This is a genomic window from Paenibacillus sp. 1781tsa1 (genome assembly GCF_024159265.1).
Lineage (GTDB): Bacteria > Bacillota > Bacilli > Paenibacillales > Paenibacillaceae > Paenibacillus.
This window is the reverse complement of record NZ_JAMYWY010000001.1, coordinates 544,999-560,474: the sequence shown is the minus strand read 5'-3', so window position 1 is coordinate 560,474 and position 15,476 is coordinate 544,999. Positions and strand designations below refer to the sequence as shown.

Genomic DNA, 15,476 nt, shown 5'->3' with positions numbered 1-15,476 from the left:
TCTTTCAAATGATTCAGTGAATAGAGCGTGTAAAGAAGTTCCTAGCTCTCGACAACGATTGTTTGTGAGCTAGTCCAGCTGCACACTGTACACAAGCTTGTTTCCTCAAACATGTTGTTATCCTCTTCAACCTCTAGTGCCATCAAATCCTGTACAGATAAAATTTCCTTGTTTTCCATGATAAATTACCTCCCATTTGTCTCCCCCTCTTATAAACCAAATTCTACATAAATTTTGATATTCCTTCTTTTTAATTGAATTATTTTACATAAATTATTTATTAAATCCATTTATCCCGCCTGATCATGTCACATTACATGTTTCTTTGGACTAAAAAGAGGCGCAATATGACATCAGATTCCAGATTACACAGAGGTCGTTTGTTGTCTCGTACGCTTGCTCCGTTCTTCACGGAAAGGTCGGACAAACAGGCTTGCCATGCCCATACAAATAACAAATGTACCAATCCCCATGTACACCCATGAAGGGTTGTACGTTTCGATGAACCACCCTCCCAGTAACAGACCAAGCGGGTTACTAATGCCACTCATCAAGACACCCATGCTGTTCATGACACGTCCTCTTTTTTCTTCAGGTGTGGATAAAAGAATGGAAGTAACCAAGGGTACATTCACAAGAGCAAGTCCCATCATCAACAAAAATGAACACGCAATAGCGATATACAGGTTAGGAAACATCGGCATGAGCAGCAAACTTGTGCCTGAGATGAGATAACTAATCAAAAACCAGTGAGCGAGCGAGAGTCGTTTGGCATATTTGCCACTGAGCAGAGAGCCTGCAATACTGCCAGCGGCAAAGGCTGACTGAAGAAGACCGTAGCCTTGCGGTCCGGCTTGCAGCACCATATTGGCAAAAATCGGCGTGAAAATATGCAATGGCGCACCTGCAAAATTGATAATGGCTCCAAAGATAATGCAGCAGGCCAAAATTTTACGGGAAAACAGGAATGTAATTCCCTGCATGCTATCTTTGACAAAACCAGAGACTCCTTTTTGTTTCACGACTTTGGTTACAGGGATGCGGATAAAGAAAATGGATATGGCGGATAACAGAAACGTAACTGCATAGATGAACAAGATGGACTGAACGGAGATGAGCGCAATCAATATCCCCCCCATGGCGTATCCAAGCAATTCAATCGTTTTGGAGGAAGAGTTCAGTAATGCATTGGCTGGAGCTAATTGTTTTGTAGGTTCTGGCAAAATTGCGGGGATGACTGTCTGGGTAGCCGGATTGAACAAAAAACCAAGAATTGCAATGAGCAGATTGGCTGCGTAAATATGCCAAGGAAGCATGGAATCTGTCATGAACAAAAGTGCCAGAAGACAGGCTATACCTGCGCGCAGTATATCTGTCCAGATCAAAAGTTGTTTCTTCGGCAGGCGATCACTGATCGTAGCCAGGGGAATGCCTAGAAATGCATAGATCAGATAAGGCAGCATCGGAATCAGTGCAGCAGCGAGTGCCGACTCCGTTAATTGGAGGATATACCACATCGTTGCCATAGAAAATAAAATCTGACCTGCCCCGGAAATCAATCTGCCAACAAGTAGCACAACAAAAGAAGGAAGGCGCAAAACCGCTCGATAGCTGTCGCCGCGAATCTCACTTTTCATCTTTTTCACGCACCTCTCCATCGTACGTAATAGATTCTTCATCACTATTACGATGCAGACGCGCTACTAAACCTGAATCTCGAATGGTCTGTTGTATCTTGGCTTTTACCCGTTCCAGTTCAGCTGTATACTCACGTATCTCGTTTAATAAGGCCTGATGTGTTCGTATGCCTTCCCTAATCAACATCGCAGTTGCGTCAGAACGGTTTTTGGCTAACTCAAGAAATACAAGCTGATCTATGATATCAATCTCCTCCTGACTTAATCGAACGGAAACAACTCCCTTAGCTCCCGAAAGATTTTTGTTCGCCTGCTCCACAGATCGTTCCACCATCTGGTTAAACTGAGCTTTCTGGTCATTGTACATATTCAATTCCTCCATTCTTCACGAGTGCACGCGTATATCGTAATTTGTAAATCGTAAATTGGTTTTAAATTACATTATACCTGTAAATAAATGGTTGTAAAGCAAAAAACCTTCGGATTTATCCAAAGGTTCGCCGAATATGTTTTTAACTAGTTCACTAGTCTCCCTGCCTCCACCACATACCCTCCGATTTTGGGCTGGTGTATTCAAATCCAAATTGAGCATAAAGTTGATCAGCCGGAACATCCGCCAGAAGACTGACCAAACCACGGGCAGGTACTGCTTTACGCAGATAATTCATAATTTCGCTCATGATCAGTTTTCCATACCCCATTCCCTGAACATCCGGGTGTACAGCAATATCGACGACCTGAAAGAAACAACCTCCATCTCCAATCACTCGCCCCATGCCTATCAGCATATCCTCTTCACGCAGACATACGGCAAACAGGCTATTCGGTAATCCAATCTCCGCCCCTTCCCTGCTCATTGCACTAAGGCCGGCAATCTGCCGCAAGGCAAGATACTCCACTGCTGCGGGTGGTGTGTGTTCAATACTCACATGATCCATGAATTGTGCCCCTTTCTGCTTGAATTCATCTACTTCCTGTGTAATAGTGAGAGAAAGCTTACGTGAAGCGTGTTTCATGATACGTGAAGTTGCTGCAAAGGAGGAACAAGTGTGTTTCAACGTTGGATTGAAGATCTAACATCTCGCCCAGGTGCTGTGGCTGTGCTGCTTGGCGTCATGGCTTTGCTTCTGGGGATATACATATGGTCTGCCACTGAAGTTCGCCGCAGCCACGAAAGGCGAATGCGAAGGATACGAGATACATTATACATAAGTACAGCCCTCTTGGGACAACTTACCATCCAGGAAAATCGGAATTATGAACGGTCGGAACACGAACATAATGATCTGATCACGGCAATGTTAGCCTGCAAAGCTGCATCTTACCTATCCCCTCAGCTACAAGATCAGATCCGTGACTGTATTAAGGAACATGATCCTGCCAAACTCGGACTGATGCACAGAGCGCTGGAACGAGAATGCACCGTATTATCAGATGAACTCAGCCGGGATACGCATGCTGATCATTGGGGCGCAGCGGTCTGGACCCTCCTTCGGCCCCTAGCTGAACCAGCCGCACTGGCGGCTACAGGGTTTCTGGTTACAGATCTGGTATTTCGTCAGCGGATGTTGGATGTGCCTGTAGACTCATGGGACAGCATCTTGCCATGGATCCGCGCGATTTCCTTAATGATCACCATAATATATGGTTACCTGCTCTGGGCCAGCCCACGCCGGGATACACCAGGTACAATAACCAAAATGCTCTCCTTGCTGATCGCGCTATGCTCCTTGCTCCATCTGATTGGACTTGTGGCTACGCCCTACGCCCTTGGATTACAGTTGATCTTGTTCACTTCAGGCTTCGGTCTGACCGGAACACGCTCTCGCAGTGATCGCCCTTATGCAGGGCATACGGAGATGGAACCAATGAAGCAAGCCTCTACAGAGATGGAAGTGAACACACGTCGTACATCTGGTACCAACACCGACGAATAACCTACGCATCCAGCCGCTTCCGTATGATTAAACTTAGATACCCACCTCGATGATACGAGACTCGTTCCTCTCTCGACTGGATTTCCACCGATCAGGACGTGTCTCCTTACTCGGCATGCTATACGATGATGGATGTCAGTGTCCCAAAATTATCGAGCTTCCGTCTGGCTGATCCTATTGAGTAGCCATTCGATTTTCTAAGGAACTCAGGACGTCTTATATTACCTCTACAGCCTCTTTCAAAATTGTAAAGAACCTCAGACACGTTATTTCCCAAAATCGCTCGATAAAAACGCTCTAAAACGCCATACATTTCGATATAACGTGTCTCAGATTCCTTAGATTTCTGCGGGTGCTTCAAACCCTTAAATAAGACGCCTCAGATTCGTTAGCGCTCAATCCCTGCTCATGCTCTGTTCCAAGAGCGACTGAGAGGACAAGCTCGTGCCCCTCCCTTACGAAGCGAAAATTTTTATTGGTAGAGGAAAATAGGGAAGCCGCGAGGCATCCTGATCCCTGCTCGTACATCATTATGCTGCGCAGTTGCCTACTCTGGACCCGTTCATGTACGCCTCGGCTTTCAGTAAGTTTGAAGACACGCTATAAATTCTGCAAGTCTGTACGCAAAAAGGGCTGAAACTACATTGTAGCTTCAGCCCTTTTCTATATTACTAATTTTGTCTTGCGAAGAATGATCGGAAGGTTATTCTGTCATCGAAGTGACATGTGTAACCTTCTTTAGTTCACTTTGTATCATGGATAATTACTTCACTTATTTGGCTGCAACATGTGCAATGACACGACCATTTTCGTATGTGACCGTAACGTTATAACCATCTGCCGTTACACTGTCGAATTCACCTGTAACTCCATTCGCCGTGATTAACGTAATATCTTTGGAACCTTCAATCTTATAATTGGACAAGTCGAGTTTGAGACTTCCTCCATCAATATAGAGCTTTCTGCCGACATTCAGTTGACTGTTGCCATCAGCGACAACCAACTCCAGCGTACCCTTATCCATGGTGAAGTTTCTATTCAAGTTTAATGCTCCATCGACATTCACAACAACTGTTCCATTTTCTACATACAGATCACCTGTACCAAAAGCCATTGCGGATTCAGCTACCAGTGTTCCTGCTTGCAGCAATGTTCCGCCAGTATAGCTATTTTTCCCTGTCAATGTAAGGGTTCCTGTTCCCTTTTTCGTCAGCATTCCGCTACCCGTGATATCATTTCTCCACCAGTCTTGTGCATTGAAACGTCCTTTGGATGCGTCCATATCCACAGTTACGTTGTTCAAGAATGCTCCGTATCCATCTGCAGCCGTCACCAGATCAATTCTACCCCAGCCCTTGGATTCATCCAGAACCGGATAACCGGAATCAATCGATGTTGTATACAGTACTTGTCTGCGCTGCTCATCTGTTAAATACGGCTGACGCGTTTCTAACAGGGCTTCTGCTCCTTGCGGTACGACTGGAGCCAAACCTTTGGTTCCGGTTTGTGGCAGACCATACGTCATCTTCTCTCTATAGAAGGCTTTATTGGCGTCATGATCTTCCCATTTGTGTTCATCGTAAGCACTCTTAAACGTGTAATCCTCTGTTACGGTATGTGCATATTCATACAGACTCATATTTTTTTCCTTGGCTGCAGCTCCAAATACTTCCCCTGCATTCTCATAGCCTTTCTCTAACACTTCTCTGTTCTCAGCCTGATTAAGTGCATATGCAGCCATGGCTGTGGATTGTATTCTTCCTCCTATAACATCAAGTGGTGAGTGCATCCCTGCTACGACTCGATTCTCGCCCAACTGAGCTGCTCTCGTTAACAATTCAGAGAATCGTTCTGGTGTAGCGTATGCCAAAGGAAATACGGATAAATAAGCTGCACTGGTATGTCCGCTCGGAAATCCGCCATCTTTTCCTCTTCCATCCTCAGCGATTCGTTTGACATAAGTTAACGCAGGAATAAGCTTAACGTTGGTTTCGTATTGCTGGTAATGTTTTTCTCCTGTTGATTTGGTTCCGCCTGAAGCCAAAGGTACTTCTTTTTTCTCACCTTCACCCAAGGTTTCCCATACAGGCAGTCCTTTGCTGTCAACAACTTCTTTCACTTCTCCATTGGAATTCATTCTCCACGGTCTAGGGGAAGAGTAGAAATATTTAGAGGGATTAGATGAGGCAGGAATTTTGAATCGAACCAGATCAACTAAATGGATCAAGTCTGAAAGCTCCGTTTTTGCATCCCAATCTCCAATGCCTTGGCTTTCATCTTCCACCGTTTCTTCGGTCAATACCACATTCATCTCGTCCACCGTTCGTTCAACGTTTGTCTTTGGCTTGATGATATCTACATACGTGTTAGCCAACGGACCAAAGCCCTCCATCACGCTATAGATCTTATCTCTTTGGTCATCATAGTAGGCTGCCAATGTCTCTTCAGCCGTGCGATTTTGCGTGACCTTTTCTACATATTTGATATTGGCTTCCCAAGTCGCTTTGTTTCGGATCTCTTCATTTGCATATGTTTTCTGATCAGCGACAGCTACGGTTGGATCATTCTTAAAGCCATCATAATATGGGGACGGTCCATCTCCATACTTTGCATTTTTTCCGTCAGCTCCAATTTTGGTTGCCGCCGTTCCATCTCTCCAGTCCGCTTGGTTCATGGACCATACTTGATCAAAACCGTCCAAAATATCAATAAACGGATTGGTCTCCGCAATATTTTTCAAGGTGTCGTCTCCAGCATTGGCTCCGTGCTTCACGGCGGACAACCGAGCTTCATCTGCTGGGGGATTAACATTCAGTACGGTTGCCGTTCCCTTTGGCTTAGCTGGTTTGGCAGCTGTAGTCGAATCTGTCTCTACAGCCTTAACGAGTGCTGATACTGCTTCGGCACGCGTAATGGAATTAAGCGGCTTGAAGCTTCCATCTGCATATCCAGCAATAATTTTCGCTGCTGCCGCTCCACCTACAGCTCCCTTGCTCCAAGCTGCAATAGATGATGAATCGCTAAAGACATTCGCTGCTGTTTCATTCAATTCCAAATTTAGAATACCGGCAATCACTTTAGCTGCTTCTTGACGGGTGATCGGATCTTGCGGCTTCATGGTGCCATCGGTGTATCCATCTATATATCCATTTGCATTTGCAATAGAAATGGCTTCGTAATACCATGCACTCTCAGACACATCGTTAAAGGTAATTTTAGCTTGTCCGGAATATCCAAAAGCACCGTTTACCAAATTCATAAATTCTGCTCTGGTAATATACGTGTTCGGTTTAAATGAACGATCCAGGTAACCTCGAATTAATCCTTCATCACCCCATGCTTGAATATTCGCTTCCGCCCAGTGTCCCTTAATATCAGAGAACTGAATCTTCTGATCGGCTGCAAAACTCTTCTCTGCAAATGTCGGACCTACCATAGACAACATTAGAAGTAGTGCCAGTGACTTTTTAAGTGGTTTTCTCATGGCTTACTAATACACGCTCCCCTAATCGTAAATTCATTTTTTACTTCTGATTCAGCATATGAGGACGAAAGTCTCTATTCAGATGTCTGATCTGCCGTTAATGTAGCATTAGGGAGCATTTCGCATCTATAGAACATATTCCGTTTTATATCAAAATCGTACGTTCCGATGATTTCTGCCCTAAAAAAACAGAGGAGATACTACTTTCGTTAATTATGATATGTTTTTATGTAAACGCTTTATTAAATTGGTGTAAAATATGAGGAAGACGTTTGTTAAATTTCGGTCAATATGATTTCTCGTCCTCGGCCTGCTATATAATGATGAAGTTGTTTAGAAATGAGGAATTGAAGGGGGAAAAAAGATGCGTAAGCCATTTCAGTCTGTGAGATCCAAGATGGTTCTTTCCTACCTCGCTGTCGTGCTTGTCATTGCGCTTCTTTTCGGCTCCATTTTCTATCTCTTCTTCTCCCATCAATACAGCAAAGAGATCCGAATCAATAATCAATTGTCGCTGAAAAGCACGGTTAATACTATTGAGAGCTCTGTGATCCAGAAGGTGAATCAGGTCTATCTGTCCCTGGCACTCGGTAACGCTCCAAGTATCGATTTAGATAGCTTAAAAGGAAACCACAGCAAAATTTTGGACATCGAACAGTCCCTCAAAAATATGGTGCAAAACTATTCCGATCTCATTGAAGCTATTCATGTGTACGATACGGAAAATCATTTCACAGTCTCCTCTGTATATGGTCTGTTGCTCTATGAGGACACGCCATCGAATGTGGATCATACCACGGATTGGATTGCCGCAATGAAAGGGTCCAGTGAGAGTTCCTTATGGATGAAGACTCGCATGGTTCCTCAGGATGCATATATCGAATCGCGGGGACAGAGCAACATGAGCCCTATCATTTCCTATGTCCACAGTTACCCGTTTCAATCTTCTGGAAAAGACAGCAAGGTCATGATTGCGATTGATATCAAAGAGTCAGCGATCAGTCAGATCATTAAGAATATGCTCCCTGCTGACTATGCAAATACATTAATCATCGATCAGGATGGAACTGTCATCTCTGCCGCAGACAAAACGTTGATAGGCAGCTCTACGGAAGAGAATTTGACTCATTCACTGCTCTCCCTTCATTCTTCAGATGAGAGCTTCGCGCCTGTATTTAACTATGACTCTTCTGTTGTTACTCAAGATCAATTTAAAGGAAATGCATGGCTGATCTACACGACCACGCCTAATGAAAGCTTCTACTATAAGCTGGATAGCTTGAAAGAGATATCGGTTCTTCTTGGCTTGCTGGCTGTCGCGGTTGGGATAGCAATGTCGTCCATTTTTACCACAGCCAATTATAGTCCTCTTAAGCGAATCCTGAATAACATCAAGAGCCGGATGGACAGCCCAACCAGCCTCAAGCAGGACGAATACCGGTTCATCGATACAACGTTTAACAGTCTGTCCAATAAAGTTGATAGTCTTGAAGAAACCTTGCAGGCCAATCATAAGATGATTAAACATAGTATCATGCTTAACATGTTGAATAACCGATTTACACCGGAAGAGCTGACGGAGCAACTGCAATCTGTTCAGATTTCGATGGATTATTCCCGCTTCCGCTGCATCGTCATTGACCCCGTCAATGAGAAGTGGAAAGATCTGCAGCCACGACAGTTGCAGCATACGCTGTACACGATGATTCAGCAACTTGAGATGGCAGACATGGAAGGAACTCAACTGCTGGCGGAGGAATTGCAGGATCACAAAATAGCAGTGATTATCTGTACTAACCAATCCGAAGAACCTCTCTCTAATCACATTGTGGACTTTATTCACACGGAGGCAAGAAGCAGATTTGGCCTTGAATTTGTACTTTCATTAGGCGGATGGGTAGAACACTTCACGAAGATTCACAGAAGCTACCATCAGGCTAATGCCTTGATTCGATACAGCTACTTCTTTCCCGATCAGTCTGCCATTCAGGATCTTGATCTGCTGAACAGGGAAGCCAGCAGTCTGGAGATTCCGGAGTCATACCTCGTAAACTTTGAGAAGAAATTACAGAATCGGGATGTGCAAGGTTCGGTTATGGCCATTCAGGAATTGGTAGCGACAATAAAGGAAGGCCCCTATTCAGCCGAATACAGTCGTATCATCTTATTAAAAACGGTATCTATATACGCTGAATGTATTCATCAGGTGCGCCTGCAACCTGCCGAGGCGAGTTCATTGAATTTGTACAAGCAGTTTTCATTGTTCTACAATATCAATCGCTATTCCGAATGGATGATCCATCTCGTGACTGAATTTGTGATGCACATGGAGAAACGAAGCGAGGTACGGAGTGTGGATACCATATCGGCGGTCAAAGCCTATATTCACGAGCACTTGTCGGGCGATCTCACGCTCGATCATGTCTCAGAGCAAGTATTCATCAGCCCTAAATATCTCAGTAAACTCTTCAAAGAAGAAACAGGGATCGTCTATTCCGAATATGTTACGAATCAGCGAATGGAACGCGCCCGGGAACTCATGACACAACGTGAAATTACGGTTGAGCAGGTCGCAAGTACGGTCGGTTACCGTACCCCTGCCTATTTCATTAAGAAGTTCAAAGAAATTCACGGCTGTACGCCAAAAAACTTCATGCGCAGTCTAATGGAACAGGGGTCTATATAAGTTGAATTTAACATTTACACAAAAACGGAGAGGACAGAAAGAACCTGAAGAAGCGAAGCGTTCGCCTTTATTCCCGGATTTCACCCCTTTAGAAGAGGGATCAAAAGAAATCTGGGAATAACAGCGATCGGAAGGTTGTTCTGTCATCGGAGTGTCCGTGTAAATATTATTTGATTGAACCTATATAGAATTAAAATTAGGAAAGGAGCTGCTATGAACATCAACCTTTCAAGAAAGCTATGTCTATATACCACAATACTTCTCCTTCTCGTATTTACAAGTGGGTGTACCTTTTCAGGTGGAGAAACAGCACAAGTGCAACAGCAGGACCATCTAGCAAGCGCTGAGAAGGATACAACACCGCAGTATACGATATCCTGGACCATGCATCAGAATATCCCTGTTCCTGAAGACGCGGAGATGATTGCATATATTGAGGATCGGTTTGATGTTGATCTGGAGGTGTGGAACCTTGAGAACAAGCGGTACGAGGAACTGCTGGATCTGGAGCTGGCTCAGGGAAAAATACCGGATCTGTTCCGGATCAGACAACCGCATGATCTGCTTAAGTATCAAATGCAAGGCGTGTTAGCGGAAATTTCCCCGGAAGTACTTGAACAATATGCGCCAAATATTGTACAGCGAATTCGCGATTATGACTCACGTTATCTGGAGTATGGAAAAATAAATGGCAACATCTATGGAATTCCGGTCATCAATCAGACCAACATCTATCGGACTCCTGTCGTATACCGAGAGGACTGGCTTAAGAAGCTGGGTCTGGACGTTCCGAAAACATTAGATGAATTTGAAACGGTCATGTATGCTTTTGCCAAAGATGATCCGGACGGAAATGGTAAACAGGATACGTATGGCCTATCCAGAGAGGGCTTAAATGTCGTATTTGGCGCCTTTGGACAATCTGTTTTTACCGAGCAGCTGTATTTTAATGAAAAAAACAACCAACTCGTGATCGGCGCTTTGGAGCCTGAGATGAAAAAAGCCTTGGAGTATATGCAGAAATGGTATCGGGATGGGATTATTGATCCTGAGTTTATAACGGGAGAGAATAAAGGTGGCTATAAACATCTGTCCCATGCTTTTATTAATGGCAAAATCGGGATGACCTCGATGGGAAATTACTATCATTGGAATCAAGAGGGAGACTACAGTGTCCTCAATGAAAATGGCGAGGAAACTCCGGCGGAACCCTCCTTCAATGTCAGTGAGTTACTACAGAAGAATGCAGCCGCCAAGATTGTATTCGGTTCTCCGGTTATAGGTCCTGATGGACATAGCGGAACCAAAGGGAATAATCTGCTGATGAATTTTATTGCTATAGGCGCTGAGGCTGCAAACGAGCCGGGAAAACTGGAGAAAATCTTGGAGATACTCGATTATGTAAGTGCCAACCCCGATCCGGTCGAGCAGATCAAAATGGAGTATGGCCTTCCAGGAAAGCACTGGAATTGGAGCGCTGAAGATTCAAAATCGTTCCACTTGCTTCGCCCATACAACCGAATGGAGAATTATACGAATATGATCGGCTCAAGTATTGGCATGATGGTTCCAGGTGCCCCCTCGGACAAACGTGAACAGTGGGCTGCATCTGCAGGGTTGACGGAGAATGGTATCTATAATCGCCTGGAGGTTGCAACCCCTGCCCTGATTCAATATTCATCGGAGTTGATTCGCATGAGAGACAGAGCGTATATCTCCATCATCACCGGCGACCAGCCTGTGGGGTATTTCGATACTTTTGTGGAAGAATTTAAGGATGCAGGTGGGCAACAGGTACTGCTTGAAGCGAATCATTGGTATAAAGAGCATAAGGGAACAAGTCGCACGCAATAGGTAGGACGTATTGGAAGCGTCACATCAAAAATCCACTACACTACCATCCTTGCTTCCCTGACGCAACGTCACTCTCTATCCCTTCGCACTCGCATTCGATCCGCGCAATGGACGGGCTGAACTGCTTCGTGCCGTGCTTCCGGATTTGGAGGAGCTGCCTGAGGGTGTGTTCTCAAAACGCTTGCGTTCGGTTCTCTCCATCTGCACAATCTGACCTTCGTGCACCACGATGTGTAAAGAACCAAACTCCATGTCATTCAGCTGTCCGGCAATTCGGTCCAACCATACCTCATCCACTTTTAACGGCTTAGCCATAGAGCCGCCTCCTCTTCTCGGGCTACTGCCCGCCATATTCCTTAGTCCGTTGTCATGCAACTGATTTATAATTCATTCTTATCCAACCTATATACTTGGTTTATACATTAGCAGGGCTTCCAGTAGCTGTCAATCTGTATTTTCTTCTTCTCATCATCACTTTTCTGAAATGGCTTTGTGACCAAGCCAGCTCTTGAGCAACAACGTGGCGAGAGCCAGAATCAGGAGCAGTGACGCTACGGCAAAAGAAGCTGAGAATTGATATTCGTTATACAAAATCTCCACATGTAGCGGTAGCGTATTGGTCTCTCCGCGGATATGTCCGGACACCACAGATACCGCTCCGAACTCGCCCATGGCACGGGCATTACACAGAATAATACCGTACAGCAGCCCCCATTTGATGTTGGGCAAGGTTACACTCCAGAAGATTCGCCACCCGGAAGCACCCAGCGTAACCGCTGCTTCCTCTTCCCGGATTCCCTGGTCCTCCATAAGTGGAATCAACTCCCTCGCTACAAAGGGGAAGGTAATAAACAGCGTCGCAATGACAATGCCTGGCAGCGCAAAAATGATTTTGATATCATGTTCGGACAGCCACGGCCCAAACCACCCATTCGAACCAAAGACTAATACAAAGATCAACCCGCCCACGACAGGCGAGATCGAAAAGGGAAGATCAATCAGGGTAATCATGAGTCCCTTGCCTTTGAACTGAAACTTGGTAATGACCCATGCAGCGGCCACACCAAATATGGTATTCAGCGGCACGGTAATCGCCGCAACCAATAACGTGAGTTTCAGTGCAGACATGGCATCCGGCTCGGTAAGAGCGGCGATGTACACCCCCCAGCCCTGTTTCAGAGCTTCCATGAGCACGATCACCAGCGGCAGAATAAGCAGCCACAATAACACCAGACTTGCAAGTCCAATCAATAACCATTTGACCCATGGAGCTTCCGTTGTTGCACGGTTCGTTCCACGGCCAGTCTTAACGGGTGGAACGGGGCTCAGTGGAACGGAACCCGCCATATGCTGCACCTCCTTTGGTATGGGTAAGTGACATCTTTGAATATCCTTATTCCATCATGCTTCATCGTCATGCCCTGCCCGCCTTCCGACTCCAGCGTTGCAAGGAATTAATGATCAGCAGCAGGATGAAAGAAACCAGAAGCAGCAGCAAAGCTACAGCTGTAGCACCTGCATAATCGAACTGCTCCAGCTTGGCCATGATCAGCAAGGGGGCGATCTCCGTTTTCATCGGCATATTACCTGAAATAAATACAACGGAACCATATTCACCAATGCCCCGGGCAAATGCCAGAGCAAACCCCGTTAATAACGGGGGGATCAGATCCGGCAGCAGAATCGTACGGAATATCCGCCATCTTCCTGCTCCAAGTGTAGCCGCCGCTTCTTCCACCTCTGCCTCCAGCTCCTCCAATACCGGTTGCACCGTACGAACCACGAATGGAATACCGATAAACATCAGCGCCAGCGTAATCCCGGCCTGTGAATAGGCGAGCTTAATACCCAAAGGCTCTACAAACTGTCCAATCCAGCCATTGCCGGCATAGATCGCCGTGAGGGCAACCCCCGCTACCGCCGTTGGCAAGGCAAAAGGCAGATCAATAACCGCATCGAAGAGCCGTTTGCCAGGAAATTCATACCGAACAAGCACCCATGCCAGGAGTAATCCCAGCACGAGATCGATCAGGGCCGCTGCACCTGCGGTCAGAAAGCTAACTTGGAAGGAAGCCAACACCCTGGGATTGGTCGCAACCTCAATCATGGTTGCCCATGTCAGCCCTGTTGAGTTAAACAACAGCGCTGCCAGTGGAATAAGTACAACCAGGCTCAGGTAGAGCACACTGTAACCCATCGTTAATCCAAATCCCGGCAATGTGCGTCTCCTCGCCACCACCACCTTGCTCATGCACGTTCATCCTCTCTGCCTTCAGCCGGTAAGGCTGGTTGGCCGCTTACAGCGCGATTGATCGGTTGTTCATTGAACAGAGCAACCTTAGCTGCCTGGAACATAGATCTGGTCGAAGATACCACCGTCATTAAAATGTTTGGCTTGAGTATCTCGCCATGTGCCGAATACATCGTTCAACGTAAACAGTTCAAGCGCCGGGAACTGATCCTTGAATTTTTCCTTCACGCTGTCCAGCGTTGGGCGGTAATAATTTTCAGCAGCAATCGTCTGCCCCTCTTCACTATACAAATATTTCAGATAGGCATCCGCTACGTCGCGGCTTCCTTTTTTGTCTGCATTTTTGTCCACAATCGCAACGGGTGGTTCAGCCAAGATACTAACCGAAGGCACGACAATGTCGAATTTGTCCGGACCCAGCTCTTTTACCGATAAGAAGGCTTCATTCTCCCAGGCAAGCAGCACGTCACCAATACCACGTTCCACAAACGTCGTCGTAGACCCGCGAGCACCCGAATCCAGTACAGGCGCATGTTTGAACAATTCTCCAACGAAAGCCTTCGCCTTCTCTTCATCATTGTTATTATGCTTAAGGGCATATCCCCATGCCGCCAGATAGTTCCAACGTGCCCCGCCGGACGTTTTGGGATTCGGTGTGATGACTTGGGTATCGCCTTTGATCAGATCATCCCAGTCCTTGATGCCTTTTGGATTGCCTTTACGTACAAGAAATACAATTGTAGAGGTATACGGAGAGCTGTTATGCTCGTATTTGTCCTGCCAACCTTCATTAATCAGACCTTTATCTTCAATCGCATCAATATCGTATCCCAATGCCAGTGTCACCACGTCCGCATCCAGTCCGTCAATAACAGAACGGCTCTGTTTACCCGATCCCCCGTGGGATTGCTTGATGGTCACTTCTTGGCCTTTCTCTTTCAACCAATGCGCCGCAAACGCTTTGTTATATTGTTCATAGAGTTCCCGTGTTGGATCATAGGAAACATTCAGCAGTTCGATAGCCTTAGTCCCTTCCTTGCCACCTTCCGCTCCCCCCGATGTTCCTGCTGCACTGGACCCGCCGCTATCCGACCCGCATGCTGCCAGTACCCCTGTTAACACCAGTGCCAGACCAACCAGAATACCCTTGTGAATTCTCTTTTTCATCAAAAACACTCCCCCGATATCAATCTGCATGACTACCTCAGGCCGGCTGAACAGGATCGAACGCCCCGTAAAAAAACAAGAAGACGGAGGAACCCCCGCGCACTTCTCCCCATAAAGTCATGCCGGCCCTGGGCCGTGTATGCTTTCATCCGGAAAGGATGCGCTGCGGTGTTCCTCCGTCTATACGGTGAGAACGTTATTCTGTTCAGGTTGCATGGTTGCATCTGTCTGTCAAATGACTGCTTTCACAATGAAAACAGATTCATTTTTATTATTCCTACCTGTTTAGTAAGTTATATACGTATAATAAAGGCAGTCTATATACCTGTCAAACGTTTTTTCCGATTTTTACCGTATTTCTGGGCTATTGGCAAAAAAAAGAGGAACAACGAACCATCGGCCGTTGTTCCCTTCAGCGAATCCCTTGCTTCGCTGGCTACGATAAACATATACGGAGTTG

General features: G+C 45.9%; 12 protein-coding genes. 3 read left to right on the top strand and 9 right to left on the bottom strand.

Annotation, left to right across the window (positions count from 1 at the left end; all coding sequences use genetic code 11):
* Nucleotides 1-41: 41 nt before the first annotated feature.
* The 4 genes from NKT06_RS02670 to NKT06_RS02655 all read right to left on the bottom strand — a co-directional run bounded on the left by NKT06_RS02670 (nt 42) and on the right by NKT06_RS02655 (nt 2,575).
* Nucleotides 42-179: a hypothetical protein gene (locus tag NKT06_RS02670; protein ID WP_161799395.1), complete on the bottom strand. Its 138-nt coding sequence runs from the start codon at nt 177-179 to the stop codon at nt 42-44.
* Nucleotides 180-365: 186 nt separating this feature from the next.
* A complete protein-coding gene (locus NKT06_RS02665; protein ID WP_253442352.1) occupies nt 366-1,637 on the bottom strand; it encodes an MFS transporter in 1,272 nt (423 codons plus the stop codon).
* On the bottom strand, nt 1,627-2,004 hold the full coding sequence (locus NKT06_RS02660; RefSeq protein ID WP_253429552.1) for a ribbon-helix-helix domain-containing protein: 378 nt from the start codon (nt 2,002-2,004) through the stop codon (nt 1,627-1,629). Before NKT06_RS02660 ends, NKT06_RS02665 begins: the two co-directional genes overlap by 11 nt.
* Before the next feature lie 157 nt (nt 2,005-2,161).
* Nucleotides 2,162-2,575 (bottom strand): GNAT family N-acetyltransferase, encoded by a 414-nt coding sequence (locus tag NKT06_RS02655; RefSeq protein WP_253429549.1) that lies wholly within the window; start codon nt 2,573-2,575, stop codon nt 2,162-2,164.
* 111 nt (nt 2,576-2,686) lie between these two features.
* On the opposite strand from NKT06_RS02655, the gene NKT06_RS02650 reads away from it, so the two are divergent.
* Nucleotides 2,687-3,574 carry a hypothetical protein gene (locus tag NKT06_RS02650; RefSeq protein WP_253429546.1) on the top strand — a complete coding sequence of 296 codons (888 nt, stop codon included), beginning with the start codon at nt 2,687-2,689 and terminating at the stop codon, nt 3,572-3,574.
* A 772-nt stretch (nt 3,575-4,346) separates the two neighbouring features.
* Here NKT06_RS02650 and NKT06_RS31620 read toward each other — a convergent pair.
* Nucleotides 4,347-7,058 (bottom strand): S-layer homology domain-containing protein, encoded by a 2,712-nt coding sequence (locus NKT06_RS31620; protein WP_301289683.1) that lies wholly within the window; start codon nt 7,056-7,058, stop codon nt 4,347-4,349.
* Nucleotides 7,059-7,422: 364 nt separating this feature from the next.
* Between NKT06_RS31620 and NKT06_RS02635 the strand changes: the two genes are divergently transcribed.
* Both NKT06_RS02635 and NKT06_RS02630 read left to right on the top strand, forming a co-directional pair.
* Nucleotides 7,423-9,744: a helix-turn-helix domain-containing protein gene (locus NKT06_RS02635; protein WP_253429543.1), complete on the top strand. Its 2,322-nt coding sequence runs from the start codon at nt 7,423-7,425 to the stop codon at nt 9,742-9,744.
* 315 nt (nt 9,745-10,059) lie between these two features.
* Nucleotides 10,060-11,598, top strand: a complete 1,539-nt coding sequence (locus NKT06_RS02630) for an extracellular solute-binding protein (RefSeq protein WP_483311557.1) — start codon at nt 10,060-10,062, stop codon at nt 11,596-11,598.
* A 75-nt stretch (nt 11,599-11,673) separates the two neighbouring features.
* Here NKT06_RS02630 and NKT06_RS02625 read toward each other — a convergent pair whose 3' ends face one another.
* The 4 genes from NKT06_RS02625 to NKT06_RS02610 all read right to left on the bottom strand — a co-directional run bounded on the left by NKT06_RS02625 (nt 11,674) and on the right by NKT06_RS02610 (nt 15,016).
* A complete protein-coding gene (locus tag NKT06_RS02625; RefSeq protein WP_253429537.1) occupies nt 11,674-11,913 on the bottom strand; it encodes a YezD family protein in 240 nt (79 codons plus the stop codon).
* 156 nt (nt 11,914-12,069) lie between these two features.
* Nucleotides 12,070-12,945: a sulfate ABC transporter permease subunit CysW gene (cysW, locus tag NKT06_RS02620; protein ID WP_253429535.1), complete on the bottom strand. Its 876-nt coding sequence runs from the start codon at nt 12,943-12,945 to the stop codon at nt 12,070-12,072.
* 67 nt (nt 12,946-13,012) lie between these two features.
* On the bottom strand, nt 13,013-13,849 hold the full coding sequence (gene cysT / locus NKT06_RS02615; RefSeq protein ID WP_253429533.1) for a sulfate ABC transporter permease subunit CysT: 837 nt from the start codon (nt 13,847-13,849) through the stop codon (nt 13,013-13,015).
* Nucleotides 13,850-13,936: 87 nt separating this feature from the next.
* Nucleotides 13,937-15,016 carry a sulfate ABC transporter substrate-binding protein gene (locus NKT06_RS02610; protein WP_253429531.1) on the bottom strand — a complete coding sequence of 360 codons (1,080 nt, stop codon included), beginning with the start codon at nt 15,014-15,016 and terminating at the stop codon, nt 13,937-13,939.
* Nucleotides 15,017-15,476: the final 460 nt, after the last annotated feature.